This window comes from Streptomyces sp. YGL11-2 (genome assembly GCF_050054615.1).
Taxonomy (GTDB): domain Bacteria; phylum Actinomycetota; class Actinomycetes; order Streptomycetales; family Streptomycetaceae; genus Streptomyces.
The window spans coordinates 72,148-91,875 of record NZ_JBNHIN010000010.1 but is presented as its reverse complement, the minus strand read 5'-3'; the positions used below and the strand labels follow the sequence as shown (position 1 = coordinate 91,875).

Below are 19,728 nucleotides of genomic sequence, written 5' to 3'. Positions count from 1 at the left end.
CCGCCGACAGGAGAAAGCCGTTGCTCGTCTGAGGTCTTGAGACGCCGCGCCCGCGACCGGTGATCCGCTCCGCGATCCCCGCCCCGCGTGGCCCGTCCGCGACCTCGGCGTACGCCCGGCGTACCCCGGCTCCCTGACGTTCCCCCGCGGTGTCTCCCTGCGCAGTTCCCCACCCCTCCGCGCACCTCCCAGGAGACCCGTATGCCAAAGCCCCCCGCTTCCTCCTCGTCCGCCGCGACGTCCGTCGTCTGCACCGGCCTCGACTTCACCTGGCCCGACGGCACCCCCGTCCTCGCGGACTTCCAGCTCGCCGTCGGCCCCGGCCGTACGGGCCTGATCGGCCTCAACGGATCGGGGAAGTCCACCCTGTTGAAGCTGATCGCCGGCGAACTGACCCCCACCGCGGGCAGCGTCCGGGCCGTCGGCGAGGTCGGCTACCTCCCGCAGCACGCCCCGCTCGACACCCACCTCCGCGTCGACCAGGCCCTCGGCATCGACGGGGTCCGCGCCGCACTGCACGCCATCGAGGCCGGCGACGCGAGCGAGGAGCACTTCGACGCCGTCGGCGACGACTGGGACGTGGAGGAACGCGCCCACGCCACCCTCGACCAGCTCGGCCTGTCCGGGATCGGCCTCGACCGCACCATCGGCGAGGTCTCCGGCGGCGAGTCGGTCCTGCTCCGGCTGGCCGCCCTGCTCCTCGCCCGCCCGGACGTGCTGCTCCTCGACGAGCCCACCAACAACCTCGACCACACCGCCCGCCGCCGCCTCCACGACGCGGTCGCCGCCTGGTCCGGAGTCCTCCTCGTGGTCAGCCACGACCGCGAACTCCTCGAACGCGTCGACCGGATCGCCGACCTTCGGGGCGGCGAGGTCCACTGGTACGGCGGCAACTTCACCGCGTACGAAGAGGCCCTGGCCGCCGAACAGGAGGCGGCCGAGCGGATGGTGCGGGTCGCCGAGGCCGACGTCGCCCGCCAGAAACGCGAACTGGCCGACGCCCACGTCAAGTTGGCCCGCCGGGTCCGCTACGGCAACAAGATGTACGCCCAGAAGCGCGAACCCAAGATCGTCATGAACGCGCGCAAGCGCGAGGCCCAGGTCTCCGCCGGCAAGCACCGCATCATGCACACCGAACGCCTCAAGGAGGCCAGAGAACGCCTCGACGAGGCCGCCGAGGCGGTCCGTGACGACGACGAGATCCGCGTCGACCTCCCGCACACCGCGGTCCCGCCGGGCCGCGAAGTCCTCACCCTCCGCGGCCTGCACACTCGTTACGGGACCCGCGCCGACCTGGAGATCCGCGGCCCCGAGCGCATCGCCCTCACCGGCCGCAACGGCTCCGGCAAGACCACCCTGCTGCGCACCCTGACGGGAGAACTCCCGCCCGCAGAAGGCACCGCGGAGGTCCACGTCCCGCACCGCTTCCTTCCGCAGCGCCTCGACGAGGTCCTCGACAACGACCTCACCGTCGTCGAGAACGTCGCCCGCTACGCCCCGGACGCCACCAACAACCGCATCCGCGCCCGCCTCGCCCGCTTCCTGTTCAAGGGCGCCCGCGCCGACCAGCAGGCCGGCACCCTCTCCGGCGGCGAACGCTTCCGGGCCTCACTCGCGGCCCTGATGCTCGCCGAACCGGCTCCCCAGCTCCTCCTCCTCGACGAACCGACCAACAACCTCGACATGTCCTCCGTCCGCCGCCTCGTCACCGCCCTCCACTCCTACGAGGGCGCCCTCCTCGTCGTCAGCCACGACCCCCGCTTCCTGCACGAGCTGTCGCCCACCCGCTGGCTGACCGTCGACTCCGGCCACCTCACCGACACCGCACCGCTCTAGGGCCGATCTGATGGGTCGGGGCCGGACAGGTTCCAGGGCGCATCCGCCGGGGGAGAGTCCGCGTGCATCGCACCGAACAGCCGCAGGCTCTCCCCGCACTGCGAATGCAGCGGCTGCGGCAACGCGTCCGGGCCGAACCACCCCACCGCGTCGAACTTCTCCGGCTCCCCGATCCGCACCGCGTCCGCCGCCACCTCCACCGCGAACACCACCGCCACCCAGTGCGAGGTGACCGGATCCCCGCGCAGCACGTTCCGTACACCGATCCGCTCGATCCCCAGGGGCCGTACCCCGTACTCCTCGTGCACCTCACGGCCCACCGCGGCCTCGAAGGTCTCCCCGAACTCCAGCGCCCCGGCGCCGCAGTCCCAGGTGCCCGGCTCGTCCCGGGCCCCGGCGCTCCGCCGCGCCAACAGCACCCGGCCGCCCCCGTCATGGCACACGAAGACGCATGACACCTTCGGCGTCCCACCCGTCACGGCAACTCCCCCCGCCCCGCTCAAAAGTGCCTCAGCAACTCGGCGAACTTCTCCAGCCGCAGCACCCTCGCATCCGCCGGATCCAGCTCCCCGTGCTCCAGCACCCAGGTGTGGACATGCGGAATGAACACCGCGTTGAGCCCCGCCGAACGCGCCGGCAAGATATCCGACTTGGGTGAGTTCCCGATCATCCAGGTCTCCTCCGGCACCAGCCCGTGTTCCCGCGTCACCTCCTCGTACGTGGCCACGTTCTTCTCCGGCACGATGTGCACCGCCCGGAAGTGCCCGGCCAGCCCCGACGCCGCCACCTTCCGCTGCTGCTCCTCGGTGTCCCCCTTGGTCAGCAGCAGCAACTCGTGCCGCCGTGCCAGCTCCGCCAGCGTCTCGGGCACCCCCGCGATCAACTCCATCCGGCTCCCGGTGAAGGCCGCCTCCCACTCGGCGATCCGCCCCAACTCCCCGTCCGTGGCGGCCCGTCCCCGTACCCGGGCCACGCACTCCCCGAGACTCCGCAGGAACACCTTGCTCCCGTAGCCCTGCGTCACGGCGTTCGCCGCCTCGATCCCGTCCAGTACGGCCCGCACGCCGCGCCGGTCCAGGCCCGGCCCCGCCAGCCACCCCGTGAACTCGTCGATCACCCGCTCGAAGATCACGTTGTTCTCCCACAACGTGTCATCCGCGTCGAAGATCAGCACCGCCACGCCCCTCTCGCCTTCCGCCGACCCGGGCACCCTACGCAGCCGCCCCGCCGACCCGCACCGGAAAATCCGCGCGGCCGCCCGGCCCGCACCGGTCACCTTCCGGCCCTCCGCGCCGTCGACTCCACGAAGCGACAACAGACAACGCCACCGACGAGGAGCCCCCCACCATGACCGCGACCACCGCCCCCGCCACCTCCACCCCGCTCCCCACCACCCACCGCCAGCCGCTGCTCCGCCCCCTGGACCTCGCCGGCCTGCGCCTGCCCAACCGGGTCGTCATGGCTCCCCTCACCCGCGCCCGCGCCGCCCGCGACGGGCTGCTGCCCACGCCGATGCACGCGGACTACTACGGCCGGCGGGCCAGTGCGGGGCTGATCATCACGGAGGCGACCTGGGTCAGCAGGCAGGCGATCGGCTTCACCGGCGTCCCCGGGATCTACAGCGCGGAGCAGGTGACCGCCTGGCGGCGGGTCACCGACACCGTGCACGCCCTCGGCGGCCGGATCGTGCTCCAGCTCTGGCACACCGGCGCCGCCTCGCACCCCGACCACCTCGGCGGCCGGCAGCCCGCGGGACCGTCGCCGGTCAACCCCCGGACGCGGTCCTTCACGCCCACCGGATTCCAGGAGACCGTCACGCCCCGCGCGATGACCCCGGCCGAGATCGCCGGCACCGTCGCCGACTATCGCGCCGCCGCACACCACGCCCGCCGCGCGGGCTTCGACGGCGTCGAGATCGCGGCCCTCGGCACGTTCCTGATCGCGCAGTTCCTCAACCCCCGGCTCAACCACCGCACCGACGCCTACGGAGGCGACCGCACCCGCCGCCGGCGACTGCTGCTGGAGATCGTCGACGCGGTCGCCGCACCCTGGGACGGCCGGAGCGTGGGAGTCCGCCTGGGCCCGTACCTGGACGGGGGCGACCTCTTCCGGCCCGACGCCACCACCCTCGCCGACCACGACGACCTCGTGACCGCGCTGAACGACCACCCCGTGGCCTATCTGCACCTCCGCGGACCCGACCGTCCGGCCCCGGACTCCCGCCCCGACACCGCGGCGATCGACCGCTACCGCCACCGCTTCCACGGCCCGCTGATCGCGAACAACGGATTCGACCGCGAGTCCGCGAACGCCGCCATCGAGGCCGGAACCGCCGACGCGGTCTCCTTCGGCACCCACTTCATCGCCAACCCCGACCTGGTCGCCCGCTTCGCCCTGGACCGCGAACCGGCCACCGGCGACCCCACCACGTACTACGGCGGCGGAGCCCGCGGTTACGTCGACTACCCAGTCAGCTCCTGGCAGGACGGACCCGGGCGACAACTCCGGGGAACAGCGGAAGGCCGGACCCTGCTCGGGCCGGCTGCGCACCCCGGCGCGTCAGCCGCGGGCCACCTCGCAGGGGGTGGTGGGGCAGGCGGCTGACGCAGGGCATGGTGCGGCGAACAAGCTACGCGGCGGTGCTGCTCGGGTTGTTCGTCGTGGTGTCGGAACTCCCGCACGTGACAGACGGGATGCAGGCGAGGGCCACGAGGATCGCGGCGATCGCGAGGTGAACTCTCTTCATGGAGGCACTAGATCATCTTGCCCCGCCAACATCAAACTCGGTTACGTAGGGCGTTGGTTGCGGTACGTACCGCCGTCGTGTCCCCGGATCCTCGCCAGCGCATCGAGGCTCTTCCTCTTCTCTTCCGGGTCGTGGACCTCGCTGGCGAGGGTCACCGCCGCTTCGAGGTGTGCGAGCCCCGAGCGGAGGTTGCCCAGACCGGCCTCGGCGACGCCCAGGCAACGCATCGCCTGGGCCTGTTCGTGCGCCGCTCCGATGGTGTTGGCGAGATCCAGTGCGCCGCGGTGGTGGACGACGGCCTCGTTGCTGCGTCCGGCGGCCTGGAAGGCTTCCCCGATACCGTTCAGCGCCAGGCACTCGTTCCTCCGGTCGCCCAGTTGCCGGAAGGAGAACAGTGCTTGGCGGTAGAGGTCCAGCGCCTTGTCCAGGTCGCCCGGGACCTCGAAGGCGGAAGCCAGGGTCAGTTGGATGACCGCCTGGTCCGACCGGCTTCCGCCGGCCATGCTGATGTCCAGGGACCGTTGCAGCGTACGGAGGGCCGAGTCGCGGTCGCCCAGGGCCAGATGGAGGTCGGACAGGTTGTTCAGGGCCCGCGACTCCTCCTGGGAATCGCCCACCTCACGGAACCCCATGAGGGCGTCCTCGAAGCACTCCTTGGACGAGGCGTGGTGGCCGAGGAACAAGTGGGTGATCCCGAGGTTGTTCTGCGAGCGGGCGATCTGGAACCGGTCACCGAGAGCCCTGCGCAGTTCCAACACCGTGTGCTGCATCCGGAGTGCCGCTTCGAACTGCCCCTGATGCCAGTGGATCACGCCGAGCAGATGGATCGCCTCGACCTCCGCCGTGGTGTCTCCCGCGCCGCGGGCCAACGCCATGGCCTGTTGCGCGCGTTCGACGGCCTCCGGATACCGCCCGGAGTGGGCCAGTGTGGAGCCCAGGTCGATCAACGCACGGGCCTCCGGCCGGGATTCGCCGGATGTCCGCCAGTACGCGACGGAGTGCCGGTGCATGCGCTCCGCTTCGGCCCAGTAGCCCTCGCTGTCGAGGAACCCCGCCAGTGCGTGGGCGAGCCGGGCGGCCGTGCGCGGGCGGCCATGGGTACGCGCATGGTGCTCGGCGGTGAACAGGGCGGTGCGCTCGGCCGCCAGCCAGCTCTTGGCCTCCTGGGCGCCGGACCAGGGAGGGAGCGGGAACGGATCGGCGGCATGCCGGATGCCGAGGCGATGGCGACGGGGGTAGATGAGCTGGTCGGCCCGGTCCGCCGCGTGGAGGTAGAAGTCGACGAGTCGGGCGACGCAGCGGTCGCGCTGGTCCGAGGTGTCCTCGGCGCGGGCGAGCGTGAGCGCGTACTCGCCGAGCAGGTCGTGGAAACGGAACCGGTCAGGCGCCGGTTCCTGGAGGAGGTGCGAGTCGAGCAGTGCTTCCAGGACGCGTTCGGATGCGTGCAGTGGCAGTCCGGTGAGCGCGGTGGCGGCGTGCAGGCCGAACTCCTGGCCGAGATGGAGGCTGAGCGCGCGGAAGGCCGACTGCTGCTCGACGGTGAGCGCGACGTAGGACATCTCGAAGGTCCGGGCGATCTCTTCGTAGGAGTCGCGGAACTCACCGAGCCTGCCCTCTCCGCGCGACAGCCGCTGGATCAGGTGAGCGGTCGTCCACGACGGCCGGGAGGCCAGGCGTCCGGCGGCCAGTTCGAGGGCGAGCGGAAGCTGCCCGCACAGCCGCACGATGGTCGCGACATCGTGAGGGTCGCCGGCGCGCTCCGCTCCGACCAGCCGGACGAACAGCTCGGTTGCGTCGTCGACGGGGAGCACGTCGAGGACGATGGAGCGGATGCCGGGCAGTCCGGCGAGCCGGCGGCGGCTGGTGATGATGATCAACGAGGGCGAACTGCCCGGCAGCAGCGGGCGGAGCTGTTCCGGGCCGGCGGCGTCGTCCAGAATGATCAGGGCGCGGCGGGTGCTCAGCATGGTGCGCCACAGCGAGCTGAGCTCCTCCAACTCCTGCGGGATGCCGGAGGCCGGCACGCCCAGGATGCGCAGCAGCGCGTTCAGTGCCGCCTCGGGGGTGAGCGGTGCCGCGCCGGGTGAGTGCGCCCGCAGGTCGAGCATCAGCTGGGCGTCGGGGAACCGCTTGCCGAGTCGGTGGGCCGCATGCAGGGCCAGCAGGGACTTGCCGACGCCCCCCATCCCGCTGATCGCCTGTAACGCGATCACACCTCCCTCGGACGAGGGCAGGTGAAGGAGCCCCATCTCGGCCTCGCGGCCGACGAGTTCGGCGTGACTGGGGAGGTTGTTGGGCACCGGCCGGGCAGCCACCGGCCGCTTTCCGGTGAAGAGGCCGTCCACGGGCGTCCGGCGCAGAATGAGCTGGTAGAGGCGCGCCAGGCCCTCACCCGGGTCCGTGCCCAGCTCGTTACGGAGCCGGCGCCGCGCGGCCTCGTAGACGCGCAGCGCATCGGCCTGACGCCCGCAACCGTAACTGGCCACCATCAGATGGCCGACGAGGGTCTCGTCGGTCGGGTGCCGCTCGACCAGGATGGTCAGTTCGGCGACGAGTTCGGCGAAGTGGCCCCGGCGCATCTCGATGTCGACGCGGTTCAGGGTCGCCGCGAGGTGCTGCTCGCCGAGCGCCGCCCGCGTGTTCTCCACCCACCAGCCCGTCAGCCCGGCGAGTGCCTCCCCCCGCCAGGTCGCGTCCGCCTCCTTCAACAGGGCCAGTGCCTGCTCGTCGTCGCCGCTGTCGGTCAGCGCTCGGGCCTGGCCGGCGAGGTGCTGGAAGCGGTGGTAGTCGACGCGTTCCGGCTCCACGTCGAGCGTGTAGGTGTGCGTGTGCTGTACGAGGTGGTCCTGACCGTCCGGACCGCGCAGCCTTCGGCGGATCCGGGCGGCGTAGGCATGGAGACTGACGCGCGGCTTGGCCGGCGGGTTGTCGTCCCATAAGCGGTGGATGAGCGCGTCGAGCGTGACCGGCTGACCCGCGTCGATCGCCAGGGCGGCGAGGACCAGCCGTTCCTTCGTGGAGCCGAGCGGGTCACGGCACCCGTCCGATCGCAGTTCCACCGAGCCCAGAATGAGGATGTCGAAGTCCACCAGCGCCCCCCAATCGCCGGTCGCTCCCCGCTCGCTGTGCACCAAAGAATGACACGGTGTCACCTGGGCCGCCAGGCCGCCTCAGGCGTTGGCGGGTAATCGTCCCGGCGCTCCGCCTCGTGCACGGACCGGCCTAAATCGAACGCGATACGGGTACGCCTCACCTGACCGAGTGAGCGGGCGAGCCCCGGCGCTCCGCCGCGCGGACGGGAGGAAGGCGGCCGACGTGGACCCGGTGACCGTTCAGGAGCTGTATTCCGCGATGACCGTTGCCGCCGGGGATCGGACATGGCAGGAACTGGCCGAGCTGGTCCGCGCGTCGGGGCCGCGCCCCGCGCCCGCAGGCCCCGTACCGGACGGCCCCGACGCGCTGTCCCGCTTGGTTGCGGTGGCGCGGGCGGCCCCCGGCGACCCTGACCGCATCCACGCTCTCGCCCAGCGCCTGGCGGAGGAATCATGGTCCCGTGCGCCGCTCGCTCGGGATCTTCGAGCGTGGCTTGCGCGGACCCGAGCGTCCGTATCCTTCGACGCCGTGAACACCATCGGCGGATCCGCACAGCTCACCGGACCCACCCTGCAATCACGTGAGGTGCACGGCGGGGTCCACTTCCATCAGCTCACCGCGCCGCCCGCAGCGGGCCGATTACCGGTCCCCCGTCAACTCCTGCCCGGACCACCGCACTTCACGGGGAGGGAGGACGATCTCGCGGCACTGGACGCGTTGTTGACGGAGAAGCGCCGGGCCGGCACCCCGCTCGTCGTGGTGGTGAGCGGCTCCGCGGGAATCGGGAAGACCGCGCTGACATCCCGGTGGCTGGGCGGCCTCAGCGCGTCCGGCGCGTTCCCCGACGGGCAGTTGTACGTGGACCTCCGCGGACACTCGCAGGACCACCCCGCGCGGCCGGGCGAAGTGCTGGGCCAGTTCCTGCGCGCCTATGGGATCGACCGGATCCCGGCCGAGCTGGCCGAACAAGCGGCGCTGTGGCGCTCCGCCACCGCTGGACTCCGGGTCGCTGTCATGCTGGACAACGCGCTGAGCGCCGCCCAGGTGCGTCCCCTGCTCACCGGCGCGGCCGGCAGCCTGGTCGTGGTCACCAGCCGGCGGCGGCTGACCAGCCTCGGCGTCGACGGCGCCGCCTTCCACCAGCTCGGCCTGCTGGCGGGGCCCTCCGCCGTGGAACTGCTGGCCCGAAGAATCGGCGCCCACCGGGTCGACAGGGAACGGGCCGAGGCTCGCGAAGTGGCGACCCTGTGCGCCGGACTGCCGCTCGCCCTGTGCCTGGCCGGCGCCCGGTTGGCCGCCCGTCCCCAGCAGTCCCTGGCGGCGATGGTCGGGGTCCTCGGCGAGGACGGAGGAGCCCTGGCGGCGCTGCGCGCCGAAGGAGAACGGGCGGTGCACACCGTACTGGACGAGTCCTACCGGTCCCTGCCTCCCGATGCCGCGCGGGCCTATCGATGCCTGGGGCCGGCGCCGGTCGGCACGTTCGACAAGAGCGTCGCCGCGGTTGCCTGCGGACTCCCGCCCGGGGAAATCGGGCTGCTCCTCGACGAGTTGATCGAGACCAACCTCGTCGAGGACCTGCCGCCGGACCGCATCGACGGCGCCGAACGGTTCCGCCTGCACGACCTGGTCCGCGCCCACGCGAACGAGACCGCCGCCCGCGAGGACCCGCCGGGCGACCGGCAAGCCGTCGTACGCCGGATCACCGACCTCTACCTGGCCAGGGCGACGGCAGCCGAGGCGCTGCTGACCCCGAGCCACCGCAGACTCCGCCGTACGTACGCCTACGAACCGAAGCCGTCGCCCGCGTTCGTCGACGACGGCGCGGCGTTGGACTGGCTGGACTCCGAACGCTCGCACCTCATGGCCATGGTGCGCATCGCGGCGAAGGCGGGTTGGCACGCGACCGCCTGGCAACTGGTCGACGCGATGTTCCCCTTGTTCCTGCGGCTGCGGCCGTACGACCTGTGGATCGAGGCACACGAGATCGGGCTGGCCGCGGCACGCCGGGACGGTGACCGGGAGGGCGAGAGCCGGATGCTCACCTCGGGCGGGGTCGGACTTCGGGGAGCCGGACACCACGACACCGCCGCGGAGTGGTTCGCCCAGGCACTCCGCGGCGCACAACAGGACGGTGACCGCCGCGCGCAGGCCCAGGCGCTGCACGGACTGGGGCAGTCGCACCTGCTCGCCGGCCGATGGGAGCCCGCAGCCTCCCATTTCACCCGCGCACTCGCCCTGCGCGAGGAGATCGGACAGCACCGCGGAGCCGCGCTCACCCGCCTCTCCCTCGGCGATCTGGCACTGGCCGCGGGCCGCCCGGCAGCGGCGATCGACCCGCTGACCCGCGCCCGCGAGGAACTCCTCGCCCTGCGCGACCCCTACGACGCGGCGCGGGCGCTCGCCCTGCTCGGCCGTGCCCACGCCCAGGCATCCGGTGACCACGACCGCGCAGCGAAACTGCTCGACCAGGCACTCGGCGAGTTCACCACGACCGGTTCGGTCCACTGGCAGGCCCGGGTATGGGAGTTTCTCGGGCAGACCGCCGAGGAACGCGGAGACGCCTCCCGGGCAGGGGACTGCTACCAGCAGTCCCTGGCCCTCTACGAGCCCGTCAGCGAGGGCGACGCCCGGCGACTGCGGGCACGATTACCCGCCCCCGGCACGGATCCCGGTTGACGAGGCCGTGAACCGATACGTCCTTCCCGCGCACACGAACACCGCGGACGCCAGCATCTCCAGCGGCAGCAACGCCACCACCCACATGTGGAGCAGCGAAGCGAGCAGCACGGGATCCCACCCGTGAGCCGTCCGGCCGTCGCCGACCGCCGTCACGGCGCGGACGCCGGTCCGGGCGACCGCGACGCACCGCGAACCGCCGGCACGCAGCAGCACGAACAGACAGCCCGGGTAGCGGCGCAGCAGCCACCTCGCCCGCTCGGCGCCCCCACTGCCGTACAGCACATCGGCGCATTGCCGGGCCGTCTCGTCGGCACAGGTGTCCAGATCGACCCCGAGACAGTCGTGGCTCGGGACGATCACCGCCGTGCGGCAGCCGACGATCAACAGACCGCTCGCCGGGCCTGCCTCACCCCTCACCGCGAGCACGCCCGCACCCCCTGTGACCCTTGCGATGACGGCCGTTGCCCCTCCGGCTCAGCGCGCGCCCACCCCGCGCTCCGACGAGTGGGCCCGGTGGCGGGAGCACTTCGGTGACCGGGTGGTACGCGGGCTGGCCGATGCCGAGGAGCCGGTACATGAGCCGCCGCATGTTCCGGTTGAAACGGCCCGGTTCCGAGGAGATGCGTGCGGCGATCCGCGCGTACTCCTGCGCCGGGTACTCGGCGGCCGCGTAGGCGAGTTGCTCCGTGAGGGGATGTGCCGGCGACAGCGCGGGGGCAGCGAGCGCCAGCGAGGCTCCGGGCGATTCCGGGTTGACGTCGCGCTCGGGGAACCTGGCGAGCAGGATCGCTGCCTTGGTCATCGTGGCGTACAGCGTGACCGAACCGTGGTCACCGATCACGCAGTCCGATGCGATCAGCGGCGGACGCCAGTCCACCTCCTGCGGAAGCACCGTGATGCCGAAGCGCCGGCACGCGGCCAGCCAGGCCCGCACCTGCCAGCCGCCGTGCCCCGCCCATACGTTCGGGTGCACCAGAATCGCCGTGCGGTACAGGTGGCGCGGCAACTCGGCCACCAGCCGGGGGAGCAGCGCATCGAGCCGGTTGAAGGACGAGCCCGGCCCCCAGGTCGAGGTGATGAGCACCAGCTTCTGACCGTCCCGCAGCCCAAGGGCGTTGCGGTACCGCTCCCGAAGCGACAGGCTCGCCGCGATCCGGTCGTAGCAGCCATCGCCCACCACCTCCGCGACCGGCAGGGCTTCGGGACACGAACGTTCCAGTTGCGTCAGCTCGTCCCGGTGCGCCAGCCCGAACGCCGTCGGCACGACCTTGTCGTCCCACATCAGATACTTGCGCCCCAGGCCGCCCACGCTCCGCGGACTCCCCGTCAGGTCGTCCGCCACACGGGACAGCTTCGTGTGTCCGGCGCCGTGCGGCAGGCGGATCAGCGGCGCGCGCACCTGCTCGGTTCCCTGGGAGCCGGCGGCCAGCGCGAGATCGAACTCGGTGCGCACCGCTTCTTCCCAGGGCAGCACGGTTGCCCCAAGAGACCTCAGCAGTCGGTCCGCTCCGCTGTTGAACGCGTGCGGGGCGAGGGTGAACGCCACCTGCACCCGCAGATCGGATTCCAGCAGCGGCAGCAGATCGCACAGCCGCTTCCCGTACACCTCGGTGTGAACGATGAACAGGATCTTCTTGCACCCGGGCAGCGTCAACCACTGGCCGGGGTCCCTCCGCAAGGCCCCCGTGGGCCCGATGACGGTAGACATGTTCCCCCAGTCGTCATGTTCGGGTCTGTCCACCGTGACGTGCCCCGTGCGCCGGACGAAAGACTTGCCAGGGGCTGGACGAATCCTTGCAGTGCACGTCGGGGCCTGCGTGCCGGAGGAGGCCGGAGCGGGCGGCCGCCGTGATCGGCGCCACAACGGGGGCCGGCGGCCGCACGGGGTTCCCGGCCGGATCCTCAGAACCGCCGAGCGATCGGAACCTGCCACGGCGAAGCACCGGAAACGACAAAAGACCCCAGACTGGAAGATCTGGGGCCCTGATTGCCTTGTGGTGTCCGAGGACCGAGTTGAACCTTACGTACACGCCGGTGATGCGGGGTGAGCTGCAACTGGCGTAGTCCCGCACGAACGACACACATCTACCGCACGCCGCNGAACCATACGTACACGCCGGTGATGCGGGGTGAGCTGCAACTGGCGTAGTCCCGCACGAACGACACACATCTACCGCACGCCGCGTAGGAAGCTCCGCCTCCTTTCTGGAATTTACTACTCCGCAGGCGCCCGGCAAATCGTCCGGGTGGGCACTCGTGTCTGATGCGGGCGGGCCGCGCCCGAGGCTCCGTCAGCCAGCCGTGGCTGGACATGTCGGCGTCGGTTGAATCCACGAAGACTCACCGGACAGGTCCCAGCCAGGTGTGGTGTCCGCTGGACCAGAGCGGTGCCGGGCAACCCTTGCGGGCGGTCGAACGTCATCGACGATGACATGCGTCAACGTGTTCGCCACCGGCACGAGGCGCGTGCCGCGCCGTCACCGCCGGTTGGAGACCCGACCCCGCAAGGAGCCCGCCGTGTTCCCTCCCCCGTCCCTGCGCCGGTGGGCCCCGGGCCTGGCCGCGGCCGGTGCGCTCCTCCTGTCGGCGGCGCCGGGAGCAGCCGCGGCCAGAGGTCCTCACCTGTCGTATACCGGCGCTGGGCCCGGGGTCAGGATCGAGGTGAACGGGCCGGTCGCGTTCAACGTCGCCGGGATGCCTGCCGGAACGGACGAGGTGACGGTCACTTCGCCGACCCTCGTCGAACCTATTCCGCTTACCCCGCTGGGAAAAGGGTCCGTTCAGTTCGTCCAGACCGACGCGCCGGGAACCCGGCACCGCATCCGCGGTGACATCGCGCCGGGCACGTACCCCGTTACCGCGACCAGTCACGGCCGCACTGTCGCCACGGCTCGGATAGCAGTCGTCGCCGAGGGGTCGGCGGTGATAGGCCGGTTCGTCGTCGGTGACGCGAAGCGCCCTTTGCCGGGTGACGGGGACCCCGGCGCCGTGCGTCCGGGTAGCGACGTCATCGTGGTCCTGACCGATCGGCAGCCCGCTGCGGGCGAGACGTCACTGACGGTCAAGTCCCCGCTCTTCGATGGCCCGTTGACGCTCAGGGAAGGCGAGGACGATCCCGGCTGCAAGTGCGACGACGGGAGCACGCTCTTTGGAGGGCACACGGTCGTACGGGACGACATACCGGCGGGCAGGTACCCGATGACGGTCGTCAGCCACCACGGGCAGGAGACCACCACCCGGCAGGTGACCGTAGCCGGCCCACCCGTCCCGCACAGCCGCCTGCCCTGGCTGATCGGGGGCGGAGCCGCCGTCGCCCTCGTGGCACTCGCCTCCGTCGCCGTACGCCGCAGGCGACGCAAGCGCCAGGCCGCCGACTAGGCCAAGCGTATGTGGCGGGCGGTGTGGGTGAGCACAACTCGGAGCCGGTGACAGCGCGGCGGAGAGGCAAGGTGGGCAGCCGGCGACCGAACTGCTAGGGCAACGTATGCGTGAACGGTTCTCTAACCTTGAAGCACTTTGCCCGTTTTGGACACCTCATAGTAGTAAGTCACCGGTAACTCCAGCTTAAACACCATTCCATACTGTTTGCGTATGTCGGCGACCGTCTTCTGCATCGGTTCGCGCAGGCATCGCGTGACCGGCGGATCGCTCTTCATGCACGGGTCGGGCTCTTGCACCAGCTTCCTTTGGCTGCTGCGTACGGTGTCCCATGACAGGGTCTGTGAGGGGTTGGATACCTGGGCCAGTTCAGGCAGGTTCGGGCCTGTCGGGTTCGGGCCGTGACTCCGGTAGTAGGTGACGAGGCGCGTGCGGTAGTCGTCGTGGTTGAACGGGATGGCGTCCTTGGGGGCGCCGTTGGCGGAGTGGTGGTCGCCGGCGGTGAAGATGCCGTCCAGAACGTCTCCGATGTGGTGGGGGTCGGCGCCGTAGTAGGCAGTGAGGTGCATGGCGCAGCGGATTTTGTACTGGTCAGCGCCGTTCTGGTAAAGCCATTCTTTGGCTGTTCCGCCTGTGCAGATGTCGCCCACAGTGACCAGGGCGAGGGTGAGTGGAGTCTTCTTGTCGTAGGCGTCCGCGATGGCCCGCAGACGCTGCTCGGCCTTTTTCCGAGATTCTTCGGCCTGTGTGCTTCCTGCGAGTCTGCGTACCTCTTTGGGGCTGGTGGCGCGGTTTTGGGAGGAGCAGGCGGTCACGGCGAAGATGAGGAGGACGGAGAGCAGTCCGAAGAGACGTTTGCCTGTGTTGCGTAAGGCGGTTGCGGCGTTCTTGGTCTGCTTCGTGGTCATGCGGCCATTGTGGCAATGCAGTCTGTGGCGTCTATCCATCCCAGTACTCATCTCCTGCGGGTGCGGGGGCACCCCGTGTGGGGTGCCCCCGCTGATCGTGGGTGGGTGCGGTTACAGGCCCATTCCGGCCATGGTGCGTTCCAGGGAGTTCGCGTAGAGGCGCGCGCCCCCGATCTTGGGGTGGAACGACTGGGCCGAGAGGCCGTACTTGTCGAGGAGCGGGAAGTCCACGGCCGGGTTGTCGGATGTGGTGAGGGTCTTCACGATCCCGTGGACCTGTTCGGGGTCACCGCATACGGCCTGATTCACGAAGTCGTTCTTGGGGTTGGAGAACCAGACGGGTACGCCCTGCTGCTTGGCGTCGTCGGCTGCGCCCTGCATGGCGGTGGCGAGGGTGTCGGCGGTGCTGTTGAGCCAGGCGGCGGAGTCTTCGGACAGGCCGATGACGCCGAGGTTGAGGCAGGAGCCTTTGTTGGAGATCAGGGGTGGGTAGCCCATGAGGGCGATCTTTGCGTGCGGGGCGAGGGCGTGGATCTGGTAGAGGGTCTGGGTGATGTCGGGTCGGACGATTTCGTTGATGATGCCGGTGGTGGCGGTCTCCAGCGGCTGGCCGACGAATTTCTGATCCCGGCCGCCGACGGAGGCGTCCGGCTTGTCGAACGCCTTGTCCTTGCAGTTGCTCCTTCCGAAGGAGAGCAGGCACTTTTGGATGGTGTCGGCGAATCGGGCGTCGTTGCCGCCGATGGAGATGGTGACCAGGGTGGTGTTCTTGTCGAGGTATCCCTGTTCGATCTGCGGGAGTTCACCGCCGTTGCTCTGGACTTCGCGCAGGACGTTGTAGGTGCGGGCTCCGGAGCAGGCGATGAGGTGGTAGTCCATGTCGGAGTCGGAGTTGTCGTCGAGGTAGCCGATCGACTGGGATTCACCGGGCAGCGTGGCCTGACGTGACCAGGCGTAGTGGGAGCGGTGGCAGGCGTCGCGGGTCTTGTCGGTGTTCTTGTTGCGGTAGTTGGTTTCGGGGTAGTAGTCGCGGTTCCCTTCGGAGACGCCTTCGCCGGAGGAGTAGGAGTCGCCCATGGCGACGATCATGTTCTTCGGCTTGCCGGACAGCGGCTGGAAGGCGACGGCTCCCCACGCGATGTCTTCGTCGGCGGTTCCGTCCGCGGTGTTGTTGGACAGCTTGACCTTGGGGGTTCCAGTGAAGTGGAAGACGCCGAGGCTGACCCAGCGGCCGGCGCGCTGTTCGACGACGCGTTGAGGGTCGGCTTTTGCGGTGTTGTCGTTTACATCGGTGTTGAGGATGGTGTATTTCGCCTGGCGGGTCTGGGCGCCGGTGTCGGGGAGGTGGACCAGGACGCGGGCCCATCCGAGGGCTTCGGGATCGGTCCAGGTCCCGTCGATGGTCATGGGGCCGCCCTCGCCACCGAGGTGGTCTTTATCGCGAGTGCGGGCGTACCAGAAGTGGCCGCCGTAGCCGCCGCCGATCTGGTGGAGGTCTTCCTTTGCTTCGTAGTTGTTGGCGCTGTCGGGGTAGAAGGTGAACTGGAAGCTGCCTGATGAGGCGATCTGTCCGCAGTCACTCCACGTTTTGGTGGTGTCGGGGACGGAGGCGACCACATGGGAGCCTGATGGGGCGCCGGCGCAGATGGGCTGTCCGTACTGGAGGCGGTAGCCGCGGCCGGGCTCGGTGATGAGCTTCTCGTACTTGATGTGCTCGTTTCCGCAGGCGGTGGCGCAGTCCGACTTCCATGTGGCGTTCGGCTGGTGCCACCAGTACTGCTGGTAGCACTTCTTGTTGGGGCAGTCCGGCGGGGTGGCGGTGTCGCAGTTGTTGTTGCTGTTGCAGAAGGTGCTCAGGGGCGGTGAGACGGCGCTGCGGGCAGCGGTGGTGGTCCACCAGGCGGGGTAAAAGCCGGCGGTGGCGTAGCCGTTGTCGCCGGGCCAGTCCTGACGGCCGGAGGTGGCGTAGGAGAAGCCGGTGTCGATGGACCAGGCGGACCAGCCCATCACCTTCTCCTCATAGGGCCAGTCCTGGGGGTGTGCGGCGTCCTTGTTGGCGTCGGGGCCGTCCACGTCGGTGTCCATGAAGGGGTGGCCCCAGCCTTTGGCGTACACAGGGTTGGCGGGGTTGTTGTACCAGCCAAGGCCCCAGTGTCCGTTGTTGGCGCCTGCGTCGGCGGGAGCGTTGAAGCCGAGGTTGTAGTTCCAGATGGCGGTGAACCAGTTCTCGACCTTGGAGGGGTCGTCGTTGTTCACGGTGACCTTCTGGCCGTCGTCGTGGACCTCGTTCCACTTGCCGGCGAGGATCTGGACGGCTGCGGCGACGTTCGTGGCGTAGTCGACGGCCACGGCCTTCTGCTTTTCCGGCGGCAGGTTGGGGATCTTGTTCCCGGACGGATCTGTCTTCTCGAATCCGTTGAGGCGCATGCCGTCGGTTACCTGCCCGACGCCGTATCCGCAGTCGGAGTTGTCCCAGTGGATCTTCCAGTAGGCGTTCGGGTCGCCTTCGACCGCCTTGCGGCCGTAGTAGCCGTCCATGGCGGCGAGCGGGCTGCCCATCTGGCCCGGGATGGAGCCGGATTCGGCCTGCCACAGGTTGGATTCCTGCGCAAGAATGCCGAGGAGGACGTTCGCGGGAACCCGTCCGCCGCCCTTCAGGGTCGGTGCCGGGAACAGGCCCTGCGGATCGATCCTGCCCAGATCCGCCTGGTCGCGGTAGCCGACCTGGGTGAGGTAGCCGGCATGCAGTTCACCGCGCACCGCCATGTCGACCGCCCATTCCACCTGGTTCGGGGTGGGCTGGAGCGCCTGAGCGTGGACGTCGTTGCGGGAGATCGCGCAGTGGCGGTCCGGGTCGGTGGGGTCGTGGGAGACACCAGCTGCGGCGAGGGAGCGCGGCTTCTTGCCCGTGGCGGCCAGGGCCGGAGAGGGGCGGGAGGCGGATGCGGTCGGCGCCTGCTGGGTGACGACCTGGGTGACGATGGTGCCGGTCGTGGTGGCTGTCGAGGTAACCGTCAGGGGCCGGCTCTCGGGCTTGTCGCCTGCGTGCGCCTTGAGCTTCGCGGCGCTCTCCTTGGTGAATCCCTTGCCGGCGTCGGCGATCCGGTCCAGGCCGGCTTTGACGCTCGGGGACAGGACGGGGGTGGTGGCCAGGCGCCCCTGCGAGGAGATGTCGGAGGTGGCGGGAGCGTTGAGGCGTGTGATGCCGGTACCTGCTGTGCTCGCCCTGCCCGTCGGGTGTCCGGTGAGGAACACGCGGGAAGCGCCTTGGGCGAGAGCGAGGTCGCCGAGGTGACCGGTGGCGACCGTGGCCGGCTCTCCGTTGCCCTTCCACACCTTTGCGTGTGCTGTCTTGTCCCCATCGCGTTCGATGAACGCCAGACCTGCGCCCTGGGTCGGGCGGATGTCGAAGGGGATGCCGCGGGCTGTGGTGAGGGCGTTCACCTTGCCGATGCGGTCGAGGTGGATGAGACGATTGCCGCGGGCAGCGACGGTGCCGTCGGGCACGGGAACGGCAGACGTCACCTCGCCGCCTGTTGTCACGTCGCCGGTCGTGCGTCCGGCGGTGCTGACCGTGACCACCCGCGTCTCCATGCCCTTGATGTCGTTCATGCCGCGGAATGCGGTGAAGGCGGCGGTGTGGGTGGCAGGGTTGCAGGTGGGGTCGAAGTAGGCGAGCGAGCCCGTGAACGGCAGCTTGGTCACCGCGCCGATTTTTAAGTTGACGATGGCGGCGAAGGCGCCGCCCTGCATCAGGTCCGGCTTGTTGGTGAACGTGCGGGGTGCGTACACGGCTGCGACGTGATCGGCGTCCATGGTGCACTGGTTGCCGATCCACAAGTCGGTCTGCATGCCGGGTTCCGCGAGAGTGGCGGCGGTGGTCCAGTCGTACGCCTTGCTGCTGTCGGCGACGAGGATCTTGTATCCGTCGGTTTCGGCGGCGCCGGCCACGGCCCGGTCCTGGCTGCTCTTCCAGCCGGGGCCGAGAGACTTGTCCGGGTTCTTCACGCCGCCGGTGGGGACGGTCTCGGAGGGACTGGGTGCCGGGTTGGGTTTGGCAGTTGCGGGCGGGGCTTGTATGAGCCCGGTCAGGACCGCCGTGGCCGCCAGGCCCGCCACCACGGCGCTGGCCTGGCGGGCAGGTCTGGGAATTCTTAACAAGTTTGTCCCTTCCAGTGCCTCTTAATCCTGCTTGCGCTTGCTCGTGTTGTTAACCAGATCTTTCGCATTGGCCTGGACAAGGCGGACCTTGGCATGGATCCCGTCAGCGCTCACGCCGCAATGCCAAGCTCATGACGGTGGCTCGGTGTCGATCCTGCGGAAGCGGAAGCGGACGGGATGCGAGATGTCAGGTGCGCATTTCCCGTCGCGAGACGCGCTCGATGGTGACCTGGGGGTGCTCGGGAACCGACTTACCTGGGTCGCTGGCGGTGGGCTCTACCGGCCACGACCCACCCGGATAGACCCCGACAACGTCGGTGTCGACGTGCACCGTCGCGTCAAAACCGCCTGGCCCCTGCACCCGGATGTCCACCTGGTAGAACGCCCGTCGGGAGCCGCTGTTCTTGATCTCCACAGGAACAGTCAGCCCCGCACCCTTACGAACGGGGGCGTAGACCGTCACATCCCCCTTGACGACGGCGCGCTGCTGGAAGTTCTTGTCATCTGCCCCCGAATGAGTCGCCTTCGGATGCACGGGATCACCACTGGGGGCACTGGCTGCCCGCTCGGCAGCAGCTCGCGCGACAGCATCCCAGTCCTCGGCGTTCCCTGGGCTGGGCGCACGGGTAACGGGTGCGGCCGGTGACGTGGCCGGGGAATTGCCTTCCGGTGCAGACGCCGAAGGCTCCGGGGTGGAGGCAGTCGCCGTGGGGCGCTGACTGCTCGACGGTGCAGCCTTCGTCTGGCTGCTGCACCCCACAGCCAGTGCGCCGGCGGCCAGCGTCGCGATCGCCAGCGCCACAGTCCTGCCACCATCGGGTATGCGGCGGCGCTCGCGAGAAGAGCCGATTCCAGAACAGGGCATGTCAGCCTGGCCTTTGCTTGGGTCGTTGGGACTCGACGAGCAGGGAACATTCAGCGGGAGTG

11 protein-coding genes and 1 pseudogene are annotated in these 19,728 nt (G+C 69.8%); 4 read left to right on the top strand and 8 right to left on the bottom strand.

Features of this window, described 5'->3' with window-relative positions:
* The first annotated feature begins 201 nt into the window (after nt 1-201).
* Nucleotides 202-1,836 (top strand): ABC-F family ATP-binding cassette domain-containing protein, encoded by a 1,635-nt coding sequence (locus ACO1BR_RS13990; RefSeq protein WP_426795382.1) that lies wholly within the window; start codon nt 202-204, stop codon nt 1,834-1,836.
* On the opposite strand, the gene ACO1BR_RS13985 is transcribed toward ACO1BR_RS13990, so the two are convergent.
* Entirely contained in the window at nt 1,833-2,315 is a 483-nt protein-coding gene (locus ACO1BR_RS13985) for an NUDIX hydrolase (RefSeq protein WP_426795381.1), read from the bottom strand. The two genes, ACO1BR_RS13990 and ACO1BR_RS13985, sit on opposite strands and share 4 nt — an antisense overlap.
* Nucleotides 2,316-2,335: 20 nt before the next feature.
* Nucleotides 2,336-3,010, bottom strand: coding sequence for an HAD family hydrolase (locus tag ACO1BR_RS13980; protein ID WP_426795493.1), 675 nt, complete (start codon nt 3,008-3,010; stop codon nt 2,336-2,338).
* Between the two features lie 173 nt (nt 3,011-3,183).
* Between ACO1BR_RS13980 and ACO1BR_RS13975 the strand changes: the two genes are divergently transcribed.
* Complete coding sequence (locus ACO1BR_RS13975) at nt 3,184-4,440, top strand: alkene reductase (RefSeq protein ID WP_426795380.1); 1,257 nt, start codon at nt 3,184-3,186, stop codon at nt 4,438-4,440.
* 183 nt (nt 4,441-4,623) lie between these two features.
* On the opposite strand, the gene ACO1BR_RS13970 is transcribed toward ACO1BR_RS13975, so the two are convergent.
* Entirely contained in the window at nt 4,624-7,713 is a 3,090-nt protein-coding gene (locus ACO1BR_RS13970; RefSeq protein ID WP_426795379.1) for a tetratricopeptide repeat protein, read from the bottom strand.
* 130 nt (nt 7,714-7,843) lie between these two features.
* On the opposite strand from ACO1BR_RS13970, the gene ACO1BR_RS13965 reads away from it, so the two are divergent.
* A complete protein-coding gene (locus ACO1BR_RS13965; RefSeq protein ID WP_426795378.1) occupies nt 7,844-10,351 on the top strand; it encodes an ATP-binding protein in 2,508 nt (835 codons plus the stop codon).
* Here the strand turns inward: ACO1BR_RS13965 and ACO1BR_RS13960 are convergent.
* Together ACO1BR_RS13960 and ACO1BR_RS13955 are read right to left on the bottom strand one after the other, a co-directional pair.
* Nucleotides 10,322-10,780 (bottom strand): hypothetical protein, encoded by a 459-nt coding sequence (locus tag ACO1BR_RS13960; RefSeq protein ID WP_426795377.1) that lies wholly within the window; start codon nt 10,778-10,780, stop codon nt 10,322-10,324. The two genes, ACO1BR_RS13965 and ACO1BR_RS13960, sit on opposite strands and share 30 nt — an antisense overlap.
* A complete protein-coding gene (locus ACO1BR_RS13955; protein WP_426795376.1) occupies nt 10,761-12,008 on the bottom strand; it encodes a hypothetical protein in 1,248 nt (415 codons plus the stop codon). Before ACO1BR_RS13955 ends, ACO1BR_RS13960 begins: the two co-directional genes overlap by 20 nt.
* Before the next feature lie 1,040 nt (nt 12,009-13,048).
* On the opposite strand from ACO1BR_RS13955, the gene ACO1BR_RS13950 reads away from it, so the two are divergent.
* Nucleotides 13,049-13,732: a hypothetical protein gene (locus ACO1BR_RS13950; protein ID WP_426795375.1), complete on the top strand. Its 684-nt coding sequence runs from the start codon at nt 13,049-13,051 to the stop codon at nt 13,730-13,732.
* Between the two features lie 122 nt (nt 13,733-13,854).
* Here ACO1BR_RS13950 and ACO1BR_RS13945 read toward each other — a convergent pair whose 3' ends face one another.
* From ACO1BR_RS13945 to ACO1BR_RS13935, 3 genes and pseudogenes are all read right to left on the bottom strand, one after another.
* Nucleotides 13,855-14,640, bottom strand: coding sequence for a hypothetical protein (locus tag ACO1BR_RS13945; RefSeq protein ID WP_426795374.1), 786 nt, complete (start codon nt 14,638-14,640; stop codon nt 13,855-13,857).
* A gap of 111 nt (nt 14,641-14,751) precedes the next feature.
* On the bottom strand, nt 14,752-18,801 hold the full coding sequence (locus ACO1BR_RS13940) for an SGNH/GDSL hydrolase family protein (RefSeq protein WP_426795373.1): 4,050 nt from the start codon (nt 18,799-18,801) through the stop codon (nt 14,752-14,754).
* Between the two features lie 187 nt (nt 18,802-18,988).
* Nucleotides 18,989-19,728: pseudogene (locus tag ACO1BR_RS13935) on the bottom strand (hypothetical protein); the annotation flags it as partial.

What these genes read in the sequence shown, in the direction of transcription:
- ACO1BR_RS13990 (WP_426795382.1), top strand. Translation starts at nt 202, where the DNA reads ATGCCAAAGCCCCCCGCTTCCTCCTCGTCCGCCGCGACGTCCGTCGTC.
- ACO1BR_RS13975 (WP_426795380.1), top strand. Translation starts at nt 3,184, where the DNA reads ATGACCGCGACCACCGCCCCCGCCACCTCCACCCCGCTCCCCACCACC.
- ACO1BR_RS13950 (WP_426795375.1), top strand. Translation starts at nt 13,049, where the DNA reads ATGCCTGCCGGAACGGACGAGGTGACGGTCACTTCGCCGACCCTCGTC.
- ACO1BR_RS13945 (WP_426795374.1), bottom strand. Translation starts at nt 14,640, where the DNA reads ATGACCACGAAGCAGACCAAGAACGCCGCAACCGCCTTACGCAACACA.